General features: G+C 60.8%; 20 protein-coding genes and 1 tRNA gene. 9 read left to right on the top strand and 12 right to left on the bottom strand.

The features are described 5' to 3' along the window. Positions 1-10 precede the first annotated feature (10 nt). The 6 genes from ccmE to metX are packed head-to-tail and all read left to right on the top strand — an operon-like array spanning position 11 to position 5,609. Positions 11-481, top strand: a complete 471-nt coding sequence (gene ccmE, locus ISP19_RS11100; protein WP_204681990.1) for a cytochrome c maturation protein CcmE — start codon at positions 11-13, stop codon at positions 479-481. Next, positions 478-2,451, top strand: coding sequence for a heme lyase CcmF/NrfE family subunit (locus ISP19_RS11105; protein ID WP_204681992.1), 1,974 nt, complete (start codon positions 478-480; stop codon positions 2,449-2,451). The genes ccmE and ISP19_RS11105 overlap by 4 nt, the downstream gene beginning before the upstream one ends. After that, on the top strand, positions 2,448-2,990 hold the full coding sequence (locus ISP19_RS11110) for a DsbE family thiol:disulfide interchange protein (protein ID WP_204681994.1): 543 nt from the start codon (positions 2,448-2,450) through the stop codon (positions 2,988-2,990). The genes ISP19_RS11105 and ISP19_RS11110 overlap by 4 nt, the downstream gene beginning before the upstream one ends. Next, positions 2,990-3,433, top strand: a complete 444-nt coding sequence (locus ISP19_RS11115) for a cytochrome c-type biogenesis protein (RefSeq protein WP_204681997.1) — start codon at positions 2,990-2,992, stop codon at positions 3,431-3,433. Before ISP19_RS11110 ends, ISP19_RS11115 begins: the two co-directional genes overlap by 1 nt. Beyond that, positions 3,430-4,494 carry a tetratricopeptide repeat protein gene (locus ISP19_RS11120; RefSeq protein WP_204681999.1) on the top strand — a complete coding sequence of 355 codons (1,065 nt, stop codon included), beginning with the start codon at positions 3,430-3,432 and terminating at the stop codon, positions 4,492-4,494. The genes ISP19_RS11115 and ISP19_RS11120 overlap by 4 nt, the downstream gene beginning before the upstream one ends. 14 nt (positions 4,495-4,508) lie before the next feature. Continuing rightward, positions 4,509-5,609: a homoserine O-acetyltransferase MetX gene (metX, locus tag ISP19_RS11125; RefSeq protein ID WP_204682001.1), complete on the top strand. Its 1,101-nt coding sequence runs from the start codon at positions 4,509-4,511 to the stop codon at positions 5,607-5,609. A 162-nt stretch (positions 5,610-5,771) separates the two neighbouring features. Here the strand turns inward: metX and ISP19_RS11130 are convergent, their stop codons facing one another. Both ISP19_RS11130 and ISP19_RS11135 read right to left on the bottom strand, forming a co-directional pair. Then, entirely contained in the window at positions 5,772-6,044 is a 273-nt protein-coding gene (locus ISP19_RS11130; protein ID WP_204682003.1) for an XAC0095 family protein, read from the bottom strand. A gap of 582 nt (positions 6,045-6,626) precedes the next feature. After that, the gene (locus ISP19_RS11135; RefSeq protein WP_204682005.1) at positions 6,627-6,944 is read right to left on the bottom strand and encodes a hypothetical protein; all 318 of its coding nucleotides are present in this window, start codon (positions 6,942-6,944) and stop codon (positions 6,627-6,629) included. A 132-nt stretch (positions 6,945-7,076) separates the two neighbouring features. Here ISP19_RS11135 and ISP19_RS11140 point away from each other — a divergent pair, with 132 nt between their 5' ends. Together ISP19_RS11140 and ISP19_RS11145 are read left to right on the top strand one after the other, a co-directional pair. Then, entirely contained in the window at positions 7,077-7,658 is a 582-nt protein-coding gene (locus tag ISP19_RS11140; protein ID WP_204682007.1) for a cysteine dioxygenase family protein, read from the top strand. 28 nt (positions 7,659-7,686) lie between these two features. Further along, positions 7,687-7,772, top strand: a tRNA-Leu gene (locus ISP19_RS11145). Positions 7,773-7,875: 103 nt separating this feature from the next. Here the strand turns inward: ISP19_RS11145 and ISP19_RS11150 are convergent. From ISP19_RS11150 to ISP19_RS11170, 5 genes are all read right to left on the bottom strand, one after another. Then, on the bottom strand, positions 7,876-8,280 hold the full coding sequence (locus ISP19_RS11150; RefSeq protein WP_204682009.1) for a nuclear transport factor 2 family protein: 405 nt from the start codon (positions 8,278-8,280) through the stop codon (positions 7,876-7,878). 96 nt (positions 8,281-8,376) lie between these two features. After that, positions 8,377-8,796 (bottom strand): styrene oxide isomerase, encoded by a 420-nt coding sequence (locus tag ISP19_RS11155; protein ID WP_204682011.1) that lies wholly within the window; start codon positions 8,794-8,796, stop codon positions 8,377-8,379. Between the two features lie 75 nt (positions 8,797-8,871). Next, positions 8,872-9,606: a DJ-1/PfpI family protein gene (locus ISP19_RS11160; RefSeq protein ID WP_204682013.1), complete on the bottom strand. Its 735-nt coding sequence runs from the start codon at positions 9,604-9,606 to the stop codon at positions 8,872-8,874. 330 nt (positions 9,607-9,936) lie between these two features. Beyond that, positions 9,937-10,077, bottom strand: coding sequence for a hypothetical protein (locus ISP19_RS11165; protein ID WP_204682015.1), 141 nt, complete (start codon positions 10,075-10,077; stop codon positions 9,937-9,939). A 112-nt stretch (positions 10,078-10,189) separates the two neighbouring features. Beyond that, a complete protein-coding gene (locus tag ISP19_RS11170; protein WP_239556724.1) occupies positions 10,190-11,527 on the bottom strand; it encodes a PDDEXK nuclease domain-containing protein in 1,338 nt (445 codons plus the stop codon). A gap of 356 nt (positions 11,528-11,883) precedes the next feature. On the opposite strand from ISP19_RS11170, the gene ISP19_RS11175 reads away from it, so the two are divergent. Next, on the top strand, positions 11,884-12,825 hold the full coding sequence (locus tag ISP19_RS11175) for a helix-turn-helix domain-containing protein (RefSeq protein ID WP_204682017.1): 942 nt from the start codon (positions 11,884-11,886) through the stop codon (positions 12,823-12,825). Between the two features lie 50 nt (positions 12,826-12,875). Here the strand turns inward: ISP19_RS11175 and ISP19_RS11180 are convergent, their stop codons facing one another. The 5 genes from ISP19_RS11180 to pgaA all read right to left on the bottom strand — a co-directional run bounded on the left by ISP19_RS11180 (position 12,876) and on the right by pgaA (position 19,431). Next, positions 12,876-13,589, bottom strand: a complete 714-nt coding sequence (locus ISP19_RS11180; RefSeq protein ID WP_239556725.1) for a hypothetical protein — start codon at positions 13,587-13,589, stop codon at positions 12,876-12,878. A gap of 187 nt (positions 13,590-13,776) precedes the next feature. Further along, a complete protein-coding gene (gene pgaD / locus ISP19_RS11185; RefSeq protein WP_204682019.1) occupies positions 13,777-14,232 on the bottom strand; it encodes a poly-beta-1,6-N-acetyl-D-glucosamine biosynthesis protein PgaD in 456 nt (151 codons plus the stop codon). Continuing rightward, positions 14,229-15,479 carry a poly-beta-1,6-N-acetyl-D-glucosamine synthase gene (gene pgaC, locus ISP19_RS11190; protein ID WP_204682022.1) on the bottom strand — a complete coding sequence of 417 codons (1,251 nt, stop codon included), beginning with the start codon at positions 15,477-15,479 and terminating at the stop codon, positions 14,229-14,231. Before pgaC ends, pgaD begins: the two co-directional genes overlap by 4 nt. Continuing rightward, a complete protein-coding gene (pgaB, locus tag ISP19_RS11195; protein ID WP_204682024.1) occupies positions 15,476-17,347 on the bottom strand; it encodes a poly-beta-1,6-N-acetyl-D-glucosamine N-deacetylase PgaB in 1,872 nt (623 codons plus the stop codon). The genes pgaC and pgaB overlap by 4 nt, the downstream gene beginning before the upstream one ends. A gap of 2 nt (positions 17,348-17,349) precedes the next feature. After that, positions 17,350-19,431, bottom strand: coding sequence for a poly-beta-1,6 N-acetyl-D-glucosamine export porin PgaA (gene pgaA, locus ISP19_RS11200; protein ID WP_204682026.1), 2,082 nt, complete (start codon positions 19,429-19,431; stop codon positions 17,350-17,352). Positions 19,432-19,678 lie beyond the last annotated feature (247 nt).

Raw genomic sequence — 19,678 nt, forward strand, 5'->3', positions numbered from 1 at the left:
TAAAGCAACCATGAATCCCACGCGCCAACGCCGACTCACCATCATCATTGCCGTACTTGCCGCCGTAATCATTGCCTCGGCGCTGACCGTGTATGCCCTGCAGCAAAACATGAGTTACCTGTTCACGCCGAGCCAGGTGCAGGCCGGTGATGCAACGAGCTACAAAACATTCCGGCTCGGCGGCATGGTGAAACAAGGCTCGATCGAGCGCAGCAATGATTCGCTGAAGGTCACCTTCACCGTCGTCGATGCCGCCGGCGCGATGCCCGTGGAATACACCGGCATCCTGCCCGACCTGTTCCGCGAGAACCAATCGGTGATCGCGACCGGCCATATGGCCGGCGCCCGTTTCGTCGCGACCGAAGTGCTGGCCAAGCACGATGAAACCTACATGCCCAAAGAGCTGAAGGACGCGATGGCCAAGGCCCACGCGGGCAAGCACATCGATGAAAGCGCCAACCAGGACAAGCAGCAACTATGACACCTGAACTCGGCCAACTCGCGTTGATCCTGGCGCTGATGCTGGCGCTGGCGCAAAGCATCCTGCCGCTGGTCGGCGCCTGGCGCGGCAACCGCGCGCTGATGGCGGTGGCACGGCCGGCCGCTACCGGGCAGGCGGTGTTCGTCGCGCTGGCCTTTGTCATCCTGGTGTGGGCGTTCCTGCATTTCGATTTTTCGGTGCAGTACGTCGCGGACAATTCCAACCTGCAACTGCCGTGGTACTACCGCATTGCCGCCGTGTGGGGCGCACACGAAGGTTCGATGTTGCTGTGGGTGCTGATCCTCAATGTGTGGACGGTGGCGCTGGCCTTGCTGAGCCGGCAATTGCCGGAAGTATTTTTGTCGCGCGTGCTCAGTGTGCTCGGCATCATCTCGGTCGGCTTCCTCTGCTTCATCCTGTTTACCTCCAATCCATTCGGCCGCCTGCTGCCGATGCCGCCTGACGGCGCGGATCTGAATCCGGTGCTGCAAGATCCGGGCATGACCTTCCACCCGCCCGTGCTGTACATGGGTTACGTGGGTTTCTCGGTAGCGTTTGCGTTTTCCATTGCCGCCTTGCTCGGCGGTTCGATGGAACAGGCGTGGGTGCGCTGGGCGCGGCCATGGACCAACGCGGCCTGGGGTTTTCTTTCCTGCGGCATCGTCGCCGGTAGCTGGTGGGCCTATGCGGAACTGGGCTGGGGCGGCTGGTGGTTCTGGGACCCGGTGGAAAACGCCAGCTTCATGCCGTGGCTGGTCGGTGTCGCGCTGATTCACGCGCAAGCCGTCACCGAGAAACGCGGCTCGCTGCGCGCCTGGACCATCCTGCTTTCGCTGTTCGCGTTCTCGCTATCGTTGCTGGGCACCTTCCTGGTGCGCTCGGGCATTCTTACTTCGGTGCATGCGTTTGCGTCGGATCCACGTCGCGGCACGTTTATTCTTTGCTTCCTCGCCGTCGTGGTGGGCGGGTCGCTGCTGCTGTATGCGTTGCGCGCGCCGAAGGTCGCCGGCGGCAAGGCCTTTGCCCTGATTTCACGTGAAAGCGCGATCCTGATCGGCAACCTGATGTTCACCGTGGCCGCGGCGATGGTGCTGCTCGGCACGCTGTTCCCGCTGCTCGGCGACGCCTTGAACATGGGCAAGATCTCGGTGGGCCCGCCCTATTTCGGCCTGCTGTTTCCGTTGCTGATGTCGCCGGTGGTGCTGCTGCTGCCCTTCGGCCCGTATCTGCGCTGGGGCAACAGCGATGTACCGGTGCTCAAGCAGGTCCTGGTGCGCGCCGGCATCGCGGCCGCGGCTTGCGCCGTGCTGGCGGCATTCTTCGTGCAGGGACAACTCAAGGCCATTGCCGGTGTCGCCACCGCGGTGTGGGTGGGCGTCGGCGTGGTGTTGTATGTGATCAAGCGCTGGCGCGAGATGCCGCCTGGCCGCCGCTATCCGGCCGAGATGGCCGGCATGCTGCTGGCGCATGTCGGCGTGGCGATCTTCTTGATCGGCGTGCTGTTGTCCGAATCGCTTAGCGTGACGCGCGATGTACGCATGGCGCCAGGACAAGTCGCCGTCGTCGGCGGTTACGAATTCCGCTTTGATGGCGTCACGCAAACCGTCGGCCCGAATTGGCACGCCGAACAAGGCGTGGTCACCGTGACGCGCAACGGCGCGGCGGTGGCCGTGATGCATCCGCAGAAACGCACTTACGCGCACGAGCAGGTGCAGACCGAGTCATCGGTCGACCCCGGCATCACCCGCGACCTGTACGTCGCGCTGGGCGAGCCGATGGATCCGAGCCACATCGAAGGCGCCTGGGCGCTGCGCCTGTATACCAAGCCGTTTATCCGCTGGATCTGGGGTGGCGGCCTGTTCATGATGCTGGGCGGTTTTGTCAGCGCAGCGGATCGCCGCTTCCGCGTGAAGCGTGAGGCCGATGCCCCGCAGACCATCGCCACGCCGGTGCAGGAGTCACAGGCATGAGCCGGCTGTTGCCCTTTTTCGCTTTCGTATTGCTGGCCGCCCTGCTCGGCTTTGGTATCTGGTGGAACAGCTCGCACGATCCCACCGCCGTCCCCTCGCCGCTGATCAACAAACCCGCACCGTCGTTTGCGCTGCCGATGCTGGATCAACCCACGCACTCGGTGAGCAAGGAGTCGATGCTGGGCAAGCCCTACCTGGTGAATGTGTTCGCCAGCTGGTGCTTCGCCTGTGGTGAAGAGCATCCGGTGCTGATGGCCGAATCCAAAAGCCTGGGCATTCCGGTGATCGGCTACGACTACAAGGATGATCCCAACGACGCGAAAGCGTGGCTGGCGCAGCACGGCAATCCCTATGACACGGTGATCACCGACGAATCCGGTCATACCGCCATCGACTTCGGCGTGTATGGCGCGCCGGAAACCTTTTTGATCGACGGCAAAGGCGTGATCCGCTACAAGCGCATCGGCCCGCTGACGCCGGATGTCATCACGCAGCAGCTCAAGCCGGCGATCGCGGCGCTGGAAAAGGAAGCGCCGTGATGAGCAAGGCTTTACGCGCCTGGCTGTTGCTTATGCTGATCGCCTTCACCGCCGTGGTATCGGCGCAGGCGATCGACCCCCTGCCGTTCCGCGATCACGCGGAAGAACTGCGCTTCCAGCACCTCACCAGCGAACTGCGCTGCCTGGTCTGCCAGGATGAAAACCTGGCCGACTCCAACGCCGACTTCGCGCGCGATCTGCGTCACAAGGTGTTCGAGCTGATGCAGCAAGGCAAAAGCGACGCCCAGATCAAGCAGTATCTGGTGGATCGCTACTCCGACTTCGTGCTTTACGACCCGCCGCTGAATATCCGCACCTGGCTGCTGTGGTTCGGGCCACTGCTGATCCTGATCGCGGGCGGTTTCACCGTGGGCTACACCATCCGCAAGCGCAGCCGCGCCGGCACGCCTGCCGCACCGACCGACAATGGGGACGATTGGTGAAATCAGTTTTCTATCTAGCCGCCGCAGTGATGATCGCTGTGGCGTTGGCATTGCTGCTGCTCCCGTTGCTCAAGCATGGCCGGCAAGCGGGACGCCCGCGCAGCGTGTTCGTCGTGATGCTGCTTATCGCGCTGGTGCTGCCCGTCGGCACGGCGCTGCTGTATCTGAAAATCGGCACGCCTGCCACGCTGGATGGCGTGCAGACCCAGGCGCAGACGATCACCAACATCGACCAGGCGATGGCCGAATTGCATGCGCATCTGGCCAGCAACCCCAATGACGCACAAGGTTGGGGACTGCTCGCGCAAGCCGACATGCAGATGCAGAAACCCGATGAAGCGCGCGACGCCTTCGACCACGTGCTGAAACTGACCCCCAACGACACCACCGCCATGGTGGGCTGGGCCGAGGCAAATGCCGCCGCGCGCGACGACCATGCCATCCAGGGCCGCGCCCGTGACTTGCTGCTACAGGCCCTCAAACTGGAGCCCAACAATCAGCGCGCCATGTGGCTGCTCGGCATCAGCGATTACCAGCAAGGCCAATACGCCGACGCCGCCGCCACCTGGCGCTTACTGCAACCGCAACTGCAACCCGGCTCCAGCGTGGCGCAGGCTGTGGCCCAACAGATCGCGCTGGCCGATGCGCGCGCCAGCGGGGCGCCTGCTTCAGCCGCGAGCAGCAGCCAGCCATCGTCGCCCGCCAACGCACCGGAACCTGCCTTGCGGGTGAAGGTCGCCCTGGCGCCGGCACTCAAGGCAAAACTTGCCGCAGGTGACACCGTGTTCGTCTACGCACGCGCGCAAAACGGTCCACCGATGCCGCTTGCCGTGGCGCGGCTGGATGCCCGCCAATTGCCGACCACGGTTATTCTCACCGACGCCATGAGCATGTTGCCGTCGATGAAGCTGTCGTCCATGCAACAGGTTTTTGTCGGCGCGCGCATCAGCCATAGCGGCGAAGCGGTCGCCCAGTCGGGGGATCTGGAAGGCGATGCCGGCGTCGTTGCAGTGGACAGCAAGACGCCGATCAAGATACTGATCGACAAAGTGCATCCCTAAGCAAAGGACTGGTCATGAGCGACGCCCGCCAATACTTCAAGCTGCCCTCGCCGTTCGCGATGAAACGCGGCGGCGCGCTGCATGGCGCACATGTCGCTTACGAAACCTGGGGTACGTTGAATGCGGCGCGTGACAACGCCGTGCTGATTCTTACCGGCCTCTCGCCCAGCGCCCACGCCGCCGCCAACGACATCGACCCTGCGCCGGGCTGGTGGGAGGGCATGCTGGGGCCGGGCAAGGCGATCGACACTACACGCTGGTTCGCCATCTGCGTGAACTCGCTCGGCAGCGACAAAGGCTCCACCTGCCCCGCGTCGATCGATCCTGCCACCGGTGAACCCTATCGCCTGACGTTTCCCGATCTGTCGCTGGAAGATGTCGCCAACGCCGCGCAGGGCGTGGTCGCCAGCCTGGGCATCGACAAGCTGGCCTGCCTGATCGGCTGCTCGATGGGTGGCATGAGTGCGCTGGCCTACATGGTGCTGCACCCCGGTAGCGTGCATGCGCACATCAGCGTGGATACCGCGCCGCAGGCGCAGCCCTTTGCCATCGCCATCCGTTCCTTGCAACGCGAAGCCATCCGCCTCGATGCGCACTGGAACGACGGCCAGTACGACAACACACGCTATCCCGATATCGGCATGAGCATCGCGCGCAAGCTCGGCGTGATCACCTATCGCTCGGCGATGGAATGGAACGGCCGCTTCGCCCGTATCCGGCTCGACCCCGAACAACGCGAAGGCCAACCCTTCGGCTTCGAATTCCAGGTGGAGTCGTATCTCGAAGGCCACGCGCAACGCTTCGTCCGCACCTTCGATCCCAACAGTTATCTGTACCTGTCACGCGCCAGCGATTGGTTCGACATCGCCGAATATGGCAACGGCAGCATCATGGAAGGCTTGAAACGCATCCACATCGAACAGGCGCTGGTCATCGGCGTCAGCACCGACATCCTGTTTCCGCTGGAGCAGCAGGAGCAGATCGCGGAAGGTCTGGAGGCCGCTGGCGCGAACGTAGAATTCGTAGCGCTGGATTCTCCGCAAGGCCACGATGCGTTTCTGGTGGATATCGAGAACTACAGCCGCGCCATCGGCGGCTTTCTCTCACGCATCTAACGATGCTCGCGTATGTTGCCCGATTGGGTAGCTTGGGTAGGTTGGGTTAGCGCAGCGTAACCCAACGGAATTCCATCGAAGCGACAAACATCGTTGGGTTACGCTCCGCTAACCCAACCTACCTAACCTACCCAACCTACGCCAATGCATTGAAGCCTCTGATCATTGCAATGTCTGGCCGCGAGGCTCGATGCGGTGACGCTTCTCCAAATGTTCCAAGGCCTCACCAATCAGTCTGCTGATCAGCTGAAAGGTGAGTTGCATTTCCCAGCGGGGAATCATCACCGTCCCGTCTTCGCCGGTGGGCGCGTCCTCGTCGCTACCGATGTTCGCCATGATCAACAGCAGTTGCTGGAGGTTTTTCAGTTCGTCGTACTCTTTGGCGGACAGCAGATAGTGTCGCGACCCGGTCGGGTCATCGTAGGTGTCTTGCATCGGTATGCTCCACGGGTTTAGGTCGCCCGCGCATTGCGCGCGGGCGAAGGGACTGCAGGAAAAAAATCCTGCTCGTTTCAGCGGAATGGCCAACTTCCGCTGGAACGATTACCCACTTGGGCCCGACGCCGCGCAGTCTGAGCGGCGGTGAAGTAGCGCAAATGTCGGCGTGGCGGGGTCACGCGTAGGCGTGCGTGCCGTAAAATCGGGGATAACCATGGCTAACTGCCTCTGAGTTGGTTGTGGCCAGCGGATCGTTTTGGGGCGCAATCCCAGGCGATCCGCGCTACTTCTCTAGTGTCGGGCGTGTCGTTGTCATCACTCGGATGGGCACGCCCGACACGCATACGATTGCATAAGCAAGATCGATGTTGTTCAAGAAGAGGCGAATTTTTCGCAACGGAAAATCCGCCGCCTTTGCTTTGCTCCCTCTCCCCTCCGGGGAGAGGGCTGGGGTGAGGGGCCGCGCTTGCGGGGAAGCTCACATAGCGTCGATGTTTCTTTGGGGCTCAACGCGAGGTTGACCCCTCACCTCAGTCCTCTCCCCGGAGGGGAGAGGAAGAAAAGCAACAAGCCACGCAGCTACAGCGCAATAGGCTCAAACTCCGCAAACATCGCCTCCGCCTCCGGCAACTCGCGCAGCGGCACATAATCGCAAGCATTGGCAAAGCGCTCCCACAACTCCGCCACACGCGCACTGTTGTGCGCCGCCTCAATCCCGCCCTGCTTCCATTCGAACACCTCGACAATGGTGCCGTCTTTCGCACGCATCGCCTGGGCAGGACGCTCGGTCACCAGCCCCAGGGTGCGCAGACAGGGCACGTGCTCGCGCACCAGCGCCTCCAGCTCCCATTCGCACCCCGGCTTGGGACGGTAAGCTACAATCACCATCGCACCCATGGACCCCCCTGACAAAGGCTTGATCAAGTACCGATCCCGGCAAGGCTAGCAGAGATGCCTTCCCCAGGCTTCAGCCGGTTTGTTCTTCCATCAGAGGTTATCTGCTAACCCTGGATTTACCCGAGACCGCCCATGCTCACTACGGAATTTCCCGGCTCTCAGAAGCTCATCAGCGCCATCGACGAAGCCGTTTCCAAGGGCTCAACGCCCGCCATCACCGACAGCTTGCGCAATAGCCTGTGCAAACTGTTCCGCGACAAGGAAATCGCGCTGCCCGAATGCGTGTTCGAAACCGCCAACGATCACTACGCCCGCCGCGAGCTTTATCACAGCGACCAGCACGGCTACTGCGTAGTGGCCATGACCTGGGGCCCCGGCCAGGGCACCCCCATCCACGACCACTGCGGCATGTGGTGCGTGGAAGGCGTGTGGAGCGGCGCCCTGGAAGTGGTGCAGTACGAGCGCCTGACCGACGAGGGTGAGCTTTGCCGGTTCCAGCCGGTCGGCTCCGTCCAGGCCGGCCCCGGCTCCGCCGGCAGCCTGATCCCGCCCCACGAATACCACACCATCCGCAACCCCAGCGACGACACGGTAGCGGTCAGCCTGCACGTCTACTCCGGCAACATGACCCACTGCGCCGTATTCCAGCCCAAGGGCGAGGACCACTGCTACGAGCGCTCCGACCGCCAACTAAGTCTCGACCCGGTCCACTGAAACCGGCATAATAGGCGTTCGCTCACGGGCCGGTGTGGCGGAATGGTAGACGCGGTGGACTCAAAATCCACTGGCAGCGATGTCGTGTAGGTTCGAGTCCTATCACCGGTACCAACAGCGCGTTTCAAGCAGTATCAACATAGCTTTGGAACAACGATAAGCCCGCACTTTGCGGGCTTTTTCGTGTCTGATAGGCCCGCCCCGGGTTGAAAGCAAACTAGGCGTCCCGACGCCCCTGCGTTGATTGAAGTAAATCGGCCATTCGCTGATGAACGAGATTGATTGCCTTCAGCGGCCTAAGCATTACCTTGAATTCGACAATTTTCCCGGCGTCGTTCCACTTAATAAGATCGACTCCGTTGACGAGTATTCCATCAATTTCGGTCTCGAATTCCAGCATCGCGTCCGACGTACCCACAATCTCGCGCACATAACGGAACGTTGAATTGAAGAATACGGTGAATGCCGCACTCAGATAAGCGGCAGCTAGTGCCTTGCCACGTTGTGGCGCGTGGACGACAGGCGAGTAGAAAACCGCATCCTCTCCGAGCACCGATTGGAGGCCTGAAGGGTCTTGGGTGCGCACCAAGCGGTGCCAGGTTTCGAGCGGGTGTTCGTTCACTTCGTGGCTCCCCTTACATCCGTCGTGAATAAGGCCCCCGCAAAAGGTACCAGGTGGACTTATCAAGAAAACTCAGCCTGGAACCGTTTCTAGAGTTCATAGTGAGACATAACTCGCATAGACAAGCGTGAACGAAGCTGCGAGCGAAGCGATAGAGCCGAGCATGTTGCCGGCAAAAATGAGTTTTGCGGTGAGCGGACCGCCGGTAGAAAGGCCACGGTAACCAGTCATTGCAGCGAGCGGAAGGGAAAAACAAAAGGCATAAGCGGAAACCATGAGCGTGATTGCAATGAACCATTTGAGTTGAGCCGCAATGGCAAAGGACGACAGCAATGCCGCCACTGCGAACATGAGTATTGCGCCGATGGGAAGGCTTGCGTGAACAACCCGCCAAGAGTGAATGATGTGAGCGGGTGCGTTGCGATTGATGGCACGCCCATAGGGAGCACCGCAAAGCAGCCCAAATAACAAAACGATGCTTCCGTGAAACGCGAGATGACGTGCTGAAAGGTCCATGGGGATCCACGATGGGGCTAAAACCAATGCTCAGCGGCGTGACCTCGAAGCGGGCACATCAGCTAGAGCGCCTTGTTATGCACTGTTGCGAGCGAGGCCTAGCCTGCTGCGGATTTTGTTCAACGCGTTGCGCCACAGAATGACGGGAACAGATAACGTGTTGCGTGGATTTTTAGCGCGGTCCAGCATCTCCGCCCGCGCCGCTTCAAAGACTGCCTTGGATGCTTTGGAGGGATGACCCGATTGGAAGGATGGCTGCGGATCGTACTCGAGTAAAAGTTGAACAATCTCCGCGCGTTGACGCCCGCATAATTCACCAACCACGAATAAGGCGAGATCGATTCCAGCCGACACGCCAGCTGCCGTGACAATTTTTCCCGATTGGACGACACGCTTTTCGCGCTGTGGCTCTGCTCCAAATTGCGGCAGCATGCTTTGTGCAATCCAATGAGTGGTAGCAGGATGTCCTTTGAGGATTCCGGCGGCACCCAAAATCAATGCACCCGAGCATACCGACAAGGTGTAACGACTGGTTTGGTGAACTTTAGTCAACCACTGAAGCAACCGCCCATCTGCCATTGCGGTAGTTGTGTTCGCTTCCGATCCCGGCACGAGGACGATGTCGGGTGCCGACGTTTCTTCGTAAGAGTGCGTTGCGCCCAACACTAGAACGCCACTGTCCGTCACGATGGGGCCCGGTTTATGACTAACGAATCTCAGCTCGCAATCCGGAATGTTTCGCAGCACTTCATACGGCCCGATCGCATCGAGTGTGGTCAGCCCCGGATACAGCACTATCGCAATCTGCACGACTTGTCCCTTGAATGCCTAACTACCTAATAGATAGATATGCTTGCCCGGTTATATATCTCCGAAAACTCGCCGAACGCAGCCGTTAAAGCACAGAACGTTTAGAACTTTACCGGGCCTACGCCCGGCTAACAAACGAAAAGTTGGCAAAAAAGGTACCAGGTTGACTTATCAAGGAAACTCAACCTGGGACCGTTTCTGCTGCAGTGTGGCCCAAATTAAGCGCCCCATTGGGCCACCCGCAACCGGCCGATTGACCCCACCCACTCGGCCCGTAAAGCTTTTTGGTCTGGAGCGGACACTTCCAACCTCGCCCCTCGAACACCTCCCCTACTGGCAAAGCTCCACCACCCGACTCAATACCACGTCGCGACCGGCACGGATGTCTTGCAAGCTAGGCGTGACGATGACGTCCGGCGTCACACCCTGCAGGTGAAACACAGTAACGCCATCGTGATGCGTCACGCGCATGCTGGTGAAGCTGATGCGATAGCCAGAGGGCGTATCGAAAAATGGACCGGAGGTAGTTAAACGCCCTTAACTACCTCCGATCCACTTTCGGCGTGGTCCACTTTCGGCGGCGTCACCGCATACCTCGAAGTTCTGCCAAAAATGCCGTGCCGATCTCCACGGCCCGCTCCGCCCCCACCGGATCTACATCGACGCCATGAACGGCCTCATTCATGACCCGGAGGGATTCAAGAAACCGTTCCGTGCTGGCCGGTGCGAGGCCATGTTGATGCAGTTCGCGCAGCATATTTCCAATGCCGGCTGGCACCTTCAGAGGAAGTCCGTTGCCGGACAGAAGATCCCGCAGGACCCGCTCGATCTCGATCCGCAACTTGACGACGGACATCAGCGGAAACTCGCGTGCGAATTCTTCGGCAGTCGGCAATGCTTGCTGCAACTGTGGCGGCAGCGCTGGTGAGAGCCGGTATTGGGCGACACCCATCGGCTTGCCGGAATCGCGCAAGGCATATTCGACGATCACCTCGTTACGGCCTTTGCACAGAATGATGCCGATGGTTGGTTGATCGTCCTTGTGTCGAAGCTGGTCGTCAACGGCGGAGAGGTAGAAGTTCATCTTGCCCGCGAACTCGGGTTTGAAGTCCTCGATCTTCAGCTCGATCACGACGAAGCAACGCAACCGCAGGTGATAGAAGAGAAGATCGAGATAGTAATCCTGGCCGCCGACTTCGAGATGGTATTGGCTACCGACGAAGGCAAAGCCCTTGCCAAGCTCTAGGATCAAGGCGCGCAGATGCTCGATCAGACCACGTTCGAGATCGCGCTCCAGCATATCGGGACCGAGCGCGAGAAAGTCGAAGGTATAGGGGTCTTTGAGGATTTGCTGGGCCAAGTCGGACTGTTCGGCTGGCAGCGTCCGCGAGAAATTGGTGAGCGCGTTTCCCTGGCGTGCGAACAGCTTGCTCTCGATCTGGTGAACAAGGACAGCACGGCTCCAGCCGTGTTCGATAGCCTGCTGGGCGTACCATGCACGCTCCTCGGTCGCCTTAACGGTATCGAGAAGGCTGACGTTATGCCCCCAGGGCAATTGTGCAACGACCCGTTGCACAAATTCGCCATCAGGCCATGCCCCGGCAAAGGCACGCATATATTTGAGATTTCGGGCTGAAAGGCCCGTCATCTCAGGGAAGGCCTGGCCCAGATCGACAGCCAACCGGTCGATAACCTTGGCGCCCCAACCTTCACGCTCCTGTCGAACCAAAATGTCGCGGCCAATGCCCCAATAGAGCAGGATCAATTCACGATTGACTGACAGGCTAGCGCGGTGACGGGCCTCAGCAATCTTCCTCTTCAAGTCACCGACGAAGGCTGCGTAGCTCGGTACGGCAATCTCAGCGGTCGATTTCGCCGCCTTGGCACGACTCGATGCTGGTTTGGATGATCGGGGATTCAAGTGGCTACCTCCTCAGATGAAAATTTCGTTCGTTTGCTTCCTGGCGGCACGTTGCGGCCATTTCCCTTGTGGTGCCGATAGGGTGGTAGTTGCTCTGACTGGCGGCCCCCTTCCCGCCTCGCCGAATAAAAGCTGCGACATCGATACAAGCCCCGCTCCCGCTTAGCCCACCCTAATTCGGGCCTAATTCTCCGCGAGGAAGCTATATCCAACCACTCGCCAATCCGCGTAATCCAGATTGCGGAACCGGCGGGAAATACAGGTCGCAACCCATTAATCAGGTGATGAAGGTATCTGCATTCAGGCGGAGACCTCATCCGCCAGCCTCACGCTGACGCTTTTACGGAGACGGTTACATGCTGCAAATTGTCACTCAACCTTTGCTGGACAATTCTGCCGCAGCTCGCTCGGCCGCGCGCGCCGCTTTTGCCAAATCCACCACTCGCGGTGAAAAAGTGTGGCAGAAGTCAGTGCCGCAGGAGACCCGCTCTGAATGCGCCGTCGTTTCCAAGCGCACAGATCCGCTCAAGACCGAATGCTCTGCATTGAGCCTGAAAGACAAGCTGGTAATCAGCGTTTTCCCGCAATCGGTACGCGCGACAATCGGCATAGATGGAACGATCCTGCACGATGGCGTCATTCCCGCCGGCTCGGCACTGGTGACCTTGCCAGGACAGGTGACTACAGGGATGTTTGCGGCGGGCGCCGATGCCACACAGCTTCATATCAGCTGGGATTTTGTCGTCAAACACGCCGGGCAGAATGCTTCTGAAGCGCTCAAGAGTTTTTGCGGGTTGTTTCAGGATGGCGCCATCGGAAATCTTGCGCTTGCACTTGATTACTGCAACGCGAATGGATGTGCGCCTGGCTGGGCTGAGCGACTGGGTGCGTTTATGGTTGCCCGACTTTTTCATCTGCACTGCCATAAGGTGGGCAGCCACACGGCACAGGCCAAAATAGCCATGCCGCTTTGGCGCATCAAGCGGGTCAATGATTATCTGGAAGCGCATTTGAGCGAGCCGATCTCGCTTGCGGATCTCGCCAAGGTGGCTTCCCTTTCACCCATGCATTTTGCTGCGCGCTTCAGGCAGGCCACTGGCCATCGTCCCCATGAATACCTACTGCTCCGCCGTATCGAGCGAGCCAAGAATCTCCTGCTGTGTCCCAGTGTGTCGTTGATCGACATCGCGCTGGAGGTTGGTTTTCGCACCCAGTCGCACTTCACTACCGTATTTAAACGGTATGTGGGTCAGGCACCGAGCTATTGGCGCAATCAGCAGCTCATGAACGTCGCCTAGCCCACTCTGCGGCCAGACTTTGGACTTGCTCACGGCAGCCGACACGGCTGTTACATGTTCGGCGCAGGCGTGCCATCCGACCATTTGCCCACCGTGATCATCAACACGTTGACCGGCTCGGGCGCGCCGTGAAATTGTGGATTCAACATAACCGGTGAGCCCGGCAGATCGGCGCCCCAATCCACGTTGGTGCTGGTGTAGAACATCAGGTGCGGCATCCAATGGCCGTACTGCTCATCGAGAAAGCCCTGCTTGGACATCATGTAGGACATGGCACCCGGTTCCAGCGCCGGTAGCTGCTTGTTCGCCAAGGCGGCTTCGATGGCTTTTTTGATTTGCTCTCTGGATCGTCCCGCCAGCACGAGTTCGGTCCTTTTGTAGGTCATGGGCAGGATCGACTTGGCGGCCGGCGGATTGAAGCAGATCGGTCCGCGCAGTTTTGGATCCCAGAACAGGGGAGCGTCGAAGGGAGACATCCATCCCCGCTCGACCACACAGACAAATCCATTGGTGCCTTTGACGGCGGTGACATAGCCATGCGCTTGAAGCACCAGGACGGTGGCGTGGTCGGAAATCGACGCCGGTGCGGCACTGCGCGCCATGGCTATTTCCGTGGCGCGGTCGGCGATCAGGTATTGGGAAAGCGGCGCCATGCTTGGGTAGCTGGGTGGCGGTTGCTGGGCCGGCGCGGCGGCGCCGGGGAGCAGCGAGGCAAGCGCGTACAAGATGATCAGATAGCCGAAACGGCGGAGGTGCTTGTTCATCGTTGGACTCCCTTTTCCGGTCTCACGCAGTGGGCCAGAGGCACGCAAGGACTTCCGGGCCCGACCCTATGTCGGGCCCGGAAGTCGCCATGCTTCTGAATGACGATTGGGCGGCGGCCAAATCGACATCCCCCTTGCCGAGCCCGATGACGGCATCGGGCAACCTGAGCCAACGCAAGCAAGCCGGTCAGGCGTCCTCAACGGTCAGGTACATGCTGCCCTGGTCGTTGAAATGCACCACGGAGCGGCGGCTTGAACGCAGCTGTTGCGCGGTACCGAAGGAGGCATCGAGTGCCGGCGCCATTTCCGCCAGTTCGATAAATCGATTGGCGCGACGCTTCTGCTTCCCTGCAAAACGCATGCGGTTGTAGAACGCCCAGGCGCTCAGCGACAACGCGGCGATCACGGCTACCTGCAGCACCATGCCCAGATCGTTGGCTGCACGGAAGGGATGATCCAAGCCCAGCTTGACGTAGACATCCTGCAGGCCCAGCAACCACGCGACCAGCGTGATCAGCGGCAGCCACAGCGATACCCACAGCGTCCACGCCAGCATGGTGATGATGGTAAAGATCGCGCGCTGTAGCGGCTTCTGACGTTCCGGGTGATGAATAATGGGATCGGCTTTGGGATCGGCTTTCATCGCACACCTCGATCAGGACTGGTCCATACGGCGCGCGTCCCACGGCGTTTGAGCACGGCCCTGGGCAACGCAAAAATAGATGTGGTGGTGGTAAGCATCCAGTAGGCAATCGGATACCAGATCATCCAGTAGAAATTGCGGCCAATACGCTTCTCGTAGCGCCGGTCGATCAGCAGGCTGATCAGGAACTGCAGCATGCAAACAATGCCCAGCACCACGCCGTTCCATTGCGGCAGCAAAGTCGGCACATGCATGGAAGGTGGCAGTGTGATCACCAGCCCCAGCAGCCAGAGCAGCACCATCGCGCCCATCACGTAGGACCACACCAGGCTGATCAGGTATTCGATCGCCACCATCCACATACGGCGTTGGCGCCAGTGCAGCAGCTTGGCCCAATAGCGCAGCAATACTTCCGATCCGCCCTGGGCCCAGCGCAAGCGCTGCTTCCACAGTCCACGCAAGGTTTCCGGCATCAGAATCCAGCACAGCGCATTCGGCTCGTAGCGGATTTCCCAGTGCCGCATCTGCAAGCGCCAGCTGACGTCGATGTCTTCGGTCACCATGTCGGTATTCCAGTAACCGACATCGTGCAGCGCGACTTTGCGAAATGCGGCGATCACGCCGGACACCGTGAAGATGCGCCCATAGACGCGCTGCGCGCGCTTGATCAAACCGATGATCGAAGAGAACTCGCCGACCTGGAGCCTGCCCAGCAAGGTGGACCGATTGCGGATACGCGGATTGCCGGTGACCGCACCCACGCGTGCGCTCGACAGCAAATGGATCATCAGCCAGTGCACGGCATAGCGATCAAGCAGGGCATCGCCATCCACGCACACCAGATAATCGCCCTTCGCCGCCAGCGTGGCGGCGCGCAGCCCCATCGCCTTGCCCTGATTGCTGGCCAGATGCAGCACGCGCAGTTGCGGATGTTCGGTCATCAACTGGTCGAGCTGTGCGCCGGTGTCGTCGGTCGAGCCGTCGTTGACGGCGATGATCTCGAAGTCCGGCCAGCTCTGGTCGGCCAGCTGCGAGATGGTTTCGCGGACATGCTCACTCTCGTTGTGGCACGGCACGATGATCGAGACCATCGGGTACGACACCAGTCCGGGCGGCCTGACCCGCGAGGGCTCGCGACGCTCCCAGCGCAGGAAGTAGATGATTCCCCCGCTCATCCAGACCAGCGACATCGCCAGCGGATAGAAGAAGGCGAACTCAAGCAGGATATGGACTATGCCCCCGTTCATCGCGATGGCTCCGGATAGGGATAGTCGGCTATCGAAATGGACGGCCGAATGACTTCCAGCCGAGGCTGGTTCTTGATGAAGTCGTCGGGGTAGTACCCGAGGTGACGTGCCCCCTCCACTTGCAGCAACTCGATGCGCTTGTTCATCTGCGCTTCGCTGATCGGCTGATCGCTGCGCCAGTCGTGTGATGCCAGTTCGAACAGCGTGTGATCCATCGCACCCGGAATGGCTTTTACGTGCGCCACCAGGTCGCGATACCAGGAGGCGCTATCGCCCTGCTCGTCCAGCTGCGGCATCGCCATGATGGCGGTCATGTCGTAGCCGGCCAGGAAGGCAGGCAGGCTTTGTGCAAACCATGCCTCGGCAGCGGGATCAAAGATCGGGCGCGTGTAGATGTTGCGCACGGTCTTCACCAGCGGCCGCCAGCGGCGCACGCGATCGGTCAGCGCATGGGTGAAACCAATCAGTTCAGCCGTGCGCTGTGCGGGCGTCAGGTTGGCCCACGGGCCGAGGTTGTCGGTATCGCGCAGATAGGCGTCGTCGGAAAACAACAGGCCCGCGGCGTCGGCATGCATGGCGAGGTCTTCATAGACATCGCCGATCCATTGCTGCACACGCGGATCCCATGGCGCCAGCCGATAGTGATCGCCACCCGGCTTGGGCTCGCCAGCCAATGACGGCAGATTCGGCGCATCCGGAAAACGGAAGGCCAGCACCGGCATCCATGCGTAGACACGCACCCCGGCGCGTGTGCGCAGCTGCCACTCCACCCGCGAGAACAGATCGGCGCGCATCGGCAGGTGACGATTGGGGAAGTACACGGACTCGGCTACGCCGTCGCCCTTCGGATCGGCATACGCCTGCAGCCACACCTGGCTGGGCTGCATCCGCTTGATGCGATCCAGCAACACGGACAGGTTGCGTTCCTGCTGCTTCGGATCGGGATCGTAGACATAGTCGAGATCGACCTGGACCGCGCGCACGGGAGGGTTACGGTCCTGATGGCGGATCAACCAGCCAAGGCGGTTGGCGTTGATGTTGCCGCTGATCAGCAAGCGCGGAATGGTGTTGTCGATCTGCACGTCCGGCAGCTTGTCGTCCAGGCTGAAGGACAGCGTCAGGCCTTCGCTGGCGGCGATCTGCGCGGCGATCTTGTTGTACGAGCCGTACGGCCAGATGATGGCGCGCGGGCGATGGCCGGTTTCCTGGAAAATCTCGTCGGAGCTGTGGCGAAGATCCGCGCGCAGACGCTCGATATAAGCCGCTTCGCTTTCATAGCTGTGCGTGGCCATGTCGTAGCGCAGGGTGGTCACGGACGGCATCTGGTTGTTCTGCGGATTGCCCGGAATACCCATGTGCATCTGCCAGGTATGCGAGGCGAATTCGACCAGGCCGGACTTCTGCACGTCGCGAATCTGATCCCAGCTCATGAAGCAGTCGCGCGTGCACTGCTCGCCGTTGTAGGCCATCTTCTGGCCCGGCGGCATATCAATCCACGAACCGACCAAGGCTGACACGGCGGGATAGTTGTACGCACGCAGCAAGGGATAGACGCGCGTGTAGAAGCTTTCCAGGCCGTCATCGAAGGTCAGCAGCACCGCATGCGCGGGCAACGCCGGACCGCCACGCGATGCCTGCACGACCTGTTCCAGACTGACCACGTGATAGCCATTGGCCTTGAGCCAATCGAAGTGCGAAATCAGGTGATCGGTACTGATGGCGTCCGGATCACGGTCGCCCAGCGCACCCACATCGTCGCGAACATCGTGGTAGGTCAGCACGATAAAGGCGGGCCGCGGCGCCAGCACGGCAGCCTGGGCGACGCTGGCGATCATGATCAATAACAGGGCGAGAATTAGCCGACGCATCATCATTCTCCCCAGTGCATGCTGAGGTCGAGCACGACACGTTGCTCATGCCGACCGTCGTAAGGCTGGTAATGCCAGCTCACGCCCCAGCCAAAGCGCAAACCGAGACGCGGCTGGAAAATCTGTCCGTAACGCGCGCTGACCATCACGCCCGTTCCGTAATTGAGTTCCTGGTACCCGCCGACGGCCACATCGATGCGCTGGTTCCAGCTGCGGTCCTCGTATTGGCTGAGCAGGTTCTGCAAGCTGCCGGTCAGCGCGTACGAATGGTCGTCGCGCGGATTGAAATACGGGCGATCGGTTTCGCTGTTGTGCGAACCGCCGATTTCGACGCCGCCATCCAGGGTCAGGTTGGGTGCGGTATGCAGCCGCTGCACGAAGTCGGCCAGCCAGCCTTCGCGCAAATTGCCATCGGTGAAGCGATCGCGATAAAGCGCCAGGCGCGCCGACGTCAACTCGCTGGGTCGCCATTGCACGGCGGTGCTGACCGAGTTGCCGGTAATGCCGTAGTACTGCGCGCGCAGCGGCACGTCGTTGCTCGCGCTGCTCCAATCGGTGGACCACGTCCATTGGTCGCTGATCGCCCAATTGAAACCCGCCGCGACATCGGTGCGGTGCACGAAGCGATCCGCCGAGGGCAAGGCTTCGACATAGAACATCAGCCCATGCAGATAGGTTTGCAGCCCCAGGCCGGCGCGCTCGCGCGCCACCTCGCCTTCGGGCAAGGACGCGGTGGCGTATTGGGCCAAGGCGAGCACGCGCCAGTGGTTGTCGATCAGCGGGCTGGCCAGGGTGGCCTCGGTTTCCTCGTCGCGATCGCCGTAATCGGGGCTGTTGCCCCAACCATTGTCGTGGGTGAGATCGAATTGCCAGCCGCGATACTGATCCCAGGCACTCAGGGCATCCTGCACGCGCCCGCTGCGCCCGGCTTCCTGCTGAGCCTGGGCCAGATCGGCCTCCTCGTCGGCGTAGTCATACAACGCCTGGTGTGCCGCGGCCTGATCGAGCGCCGCGTTGGCGTCGCGTTCGTCCCAGTTATCGGCGATCTTGAGCGTATCCAGCGCACGGCGCGGCCAACCGCGAGCCAGTTCGGCCATCGCCAATTCGCGGCGGATATCGGCATTACCGGGCGCCTCGGCGCTCATGGCGGCAAGACGGTCGTAGGCGGTTTTCAGCAGGCCTTCGTCCATCTCGACCGAGGCTGCGCTGGTATCGGCGTCGACCTTGCGCTGGTTCTGCGTGTTGCCGCGTACATTCGGCAGATGCAGCCAGCGCGCTTCGCTGTCGGCGAGTTTATGGATGGTCGACAACGCATCCTGCATGCGCCCTGCTTGCAGATACGCATAAGCCAGGCCGATGCGTGGATCGGTTTCGGTGGGATCGTACGGGCCGGGATCACGACGGATGCTGTCTTCGTAAAGCACGATGGCGTCGCGCGAGTCGTGTTTTTGCATCATCGCGTCGGCGACGGCTTGCTCGGCATAGGGCGGCAATTGGACGCCCTGCTGTTTCAGCTGCGCGTAATTGGCCAGCACGTCACCGGCCCGGTCCGCCTGGTCGAGCACGGCCAGCATGTCCATGCGCGCACGCAGGCGGATGTCCGCAGGGGCGCTGGGATCGTTGGCCAGGCGTTCAATCGCGGCAGCGGCCTGGTCGGCCTCGGCATAGGGATGGTGCGCATCGGCGGGTTCGCCATGCGCCCAGCGCACCAGGTGTGCGTCGTAGTCGGCAAGCAGGCGGTAGCGCTGGGCAGTGTTGGAAGGGAGTTCCGCCCCCAGCTCCTGCGCGCGCGCCGCTGCGCCCAATTCGGAAAGCAGCGTGACGTTGAGTTGCCGCGCCTCCGGGTTATCCGGCCAGCGCGCCAGTACTTCCTGGCAATAGGCCAGCGCCTCGACCCGCTTTCCGGCTGCCTGGGAGGCACGCGCCTGCGCCAGCAGGCTGCCCGCATCGGCCGTGGCCTGGACTGACTCCTGCGCGCACACGATCTCGGCCGCGCCGTAAAGCGTGATCATCACCAGCAAAGCGATGGCTGTGCGTCGCACGTGCACCTTGCGCTTCTTCCATGATGTGATTTCGAAGGACATGCGAGCCCCTGCATCGGCGATGCATGAAGTCAGTCGAGGGACCCCCCCGTTTGGCGCGTAACGAGTCGACCGAATAGACCGGCCGCTCACTCGCTCCTGGTCTTTGTTGCAGGCGAGGCAAGAACTACGCCACATGTGATGCAGTTCACATTTTTAAAGCCAATCTCTTAGCTGGTAATGAGCTTGTTGCCGCAAGTGGCTGAAAAGGCCCCTGGCCCTCATTACTGGTAACCCGAGCACCTTCGGC

Source organism: Dyella flava (genome assembly GCF_016904955.1).
GTDB lineage: Bacteria > Pseudomonadota > Gammaproteobacteria > Xanthomonadales > Rhodanobacteraceae > Dyella_B > Dyella_B flava.

Excerpts from the sequence above, each read along its gene's own strand:
- pgaA (WP_204682026.1), bottom strand. The coding sequence starts at position 19,431 with ATGTCCTTCGAAATCACATCATGGAAGAAGCGCAAGGTGCACGTGCGA.
- ISP19_RS11155 (WP_204682011.1), bottom strand. The coding sequence starts at position 8,796 with ATGGACCTTTCAGCACGTCATCTCGCGTTTCACGGAAGCATCGTTTTG.
- ISP19_RS11110 (WP_204681994.1), top strand. The coding sequence starts at position 2,448 with ATGAGCCGGCTGTTGCCCTTTTTCGCTTTCGTATTGCTGGCCGCCCTG.
- ISP19_RS11130 (WP_204682003.1), bottom strand. The coding sequence starts at position 6,044 with ATGCAAGACACCTACGATGACCCGACCGGGTCGCGACACTATCTGCTG.
- ISP19_RS11175 (WP_204682017.1), top strand. The coding sequence starts at position 11,884 with ATGCTGCAAATTGTCACTCAACCTTTGCTGGACAATTCTGCCGCAGCT.
- metX (WP_204682001.1), top strand. The coding sequence starts at position 4,509 with ATGAGCGACGCCCGCCAATACTTCAAGCTGCCCTCGCCGTTCGCGATG.
- ISP19_RS11180 (WP_239556725.1), bottom strand. The coding sequence starts at position 13,589 with ATGAACAAGCACCTCCGCCGTTTCGGCTATCTGATCATCTTGTACGCG.
- ISP19_RS11165 (WP_204682015.1), bottom strand. The coding sequence starts at position 10,077 with ATGCGCGTGACGCATCACGATGGCGTTACTGTGTTTCACCTGCAGGGT.
- pgaC (WP_204682022.1), bottom strand. The coding sequence starts at position 15,479 with ATGAACGGGGGCATAGTCCATATCCTGCTTGAGTTCGCCTTCTTCTAT.
- ISP19_RS11115 (WP_204681997.1), top strand. The coding sequence starts at position 2,990 with ATGAGCAAGGCTTTACGCGCCTGGCTGTTGCTTATGCTGATCGCCTTC.
- pgaB (WP_204682024.1), bottom strand. The coding sequence starts at position 17,347 with ATGCGTCGGCTAATTCTCGCCCTGTTATTGATCATGATCGCCAGCGTC.
- ISP19_RS11105 (WP_204681992.1), top strand. The coding sequence starts at position 478 with ATGACACCTGAACTCGGCCAACTCGCGTTGATCCTGGCGCTGATGCTG.
- ISP19_RS11135 (WP_204682005.1), bottom strand. The coding sequence starts at position 6,944 with ATGGGTGCGATGGTGATTGTAGCTTACCGTCCCAAGCCGGGGTGCGAA.
- pgaD (WP_204682019.1), bottom strand. The coding sequence starts at position 14,232 with ATGAAAGCCGATCCCAAAGCCGATCCCATTATTCATCACCCGGAACGT.
- ccmE (WP_204681990.1), top strand. The coding sequence starts at position 11 with ATGAATCCCACGCGCCAACGCCGACTCACCATCATCATTGCCGTACTT.
- ISP19_RS11140 (WP_204682007.1), top strand. The coding sequence starts at position 7,077 with ATGCTCACTACGGAATTTCCCGGCTCTCAGAAGCTCATCAGCGCCATC.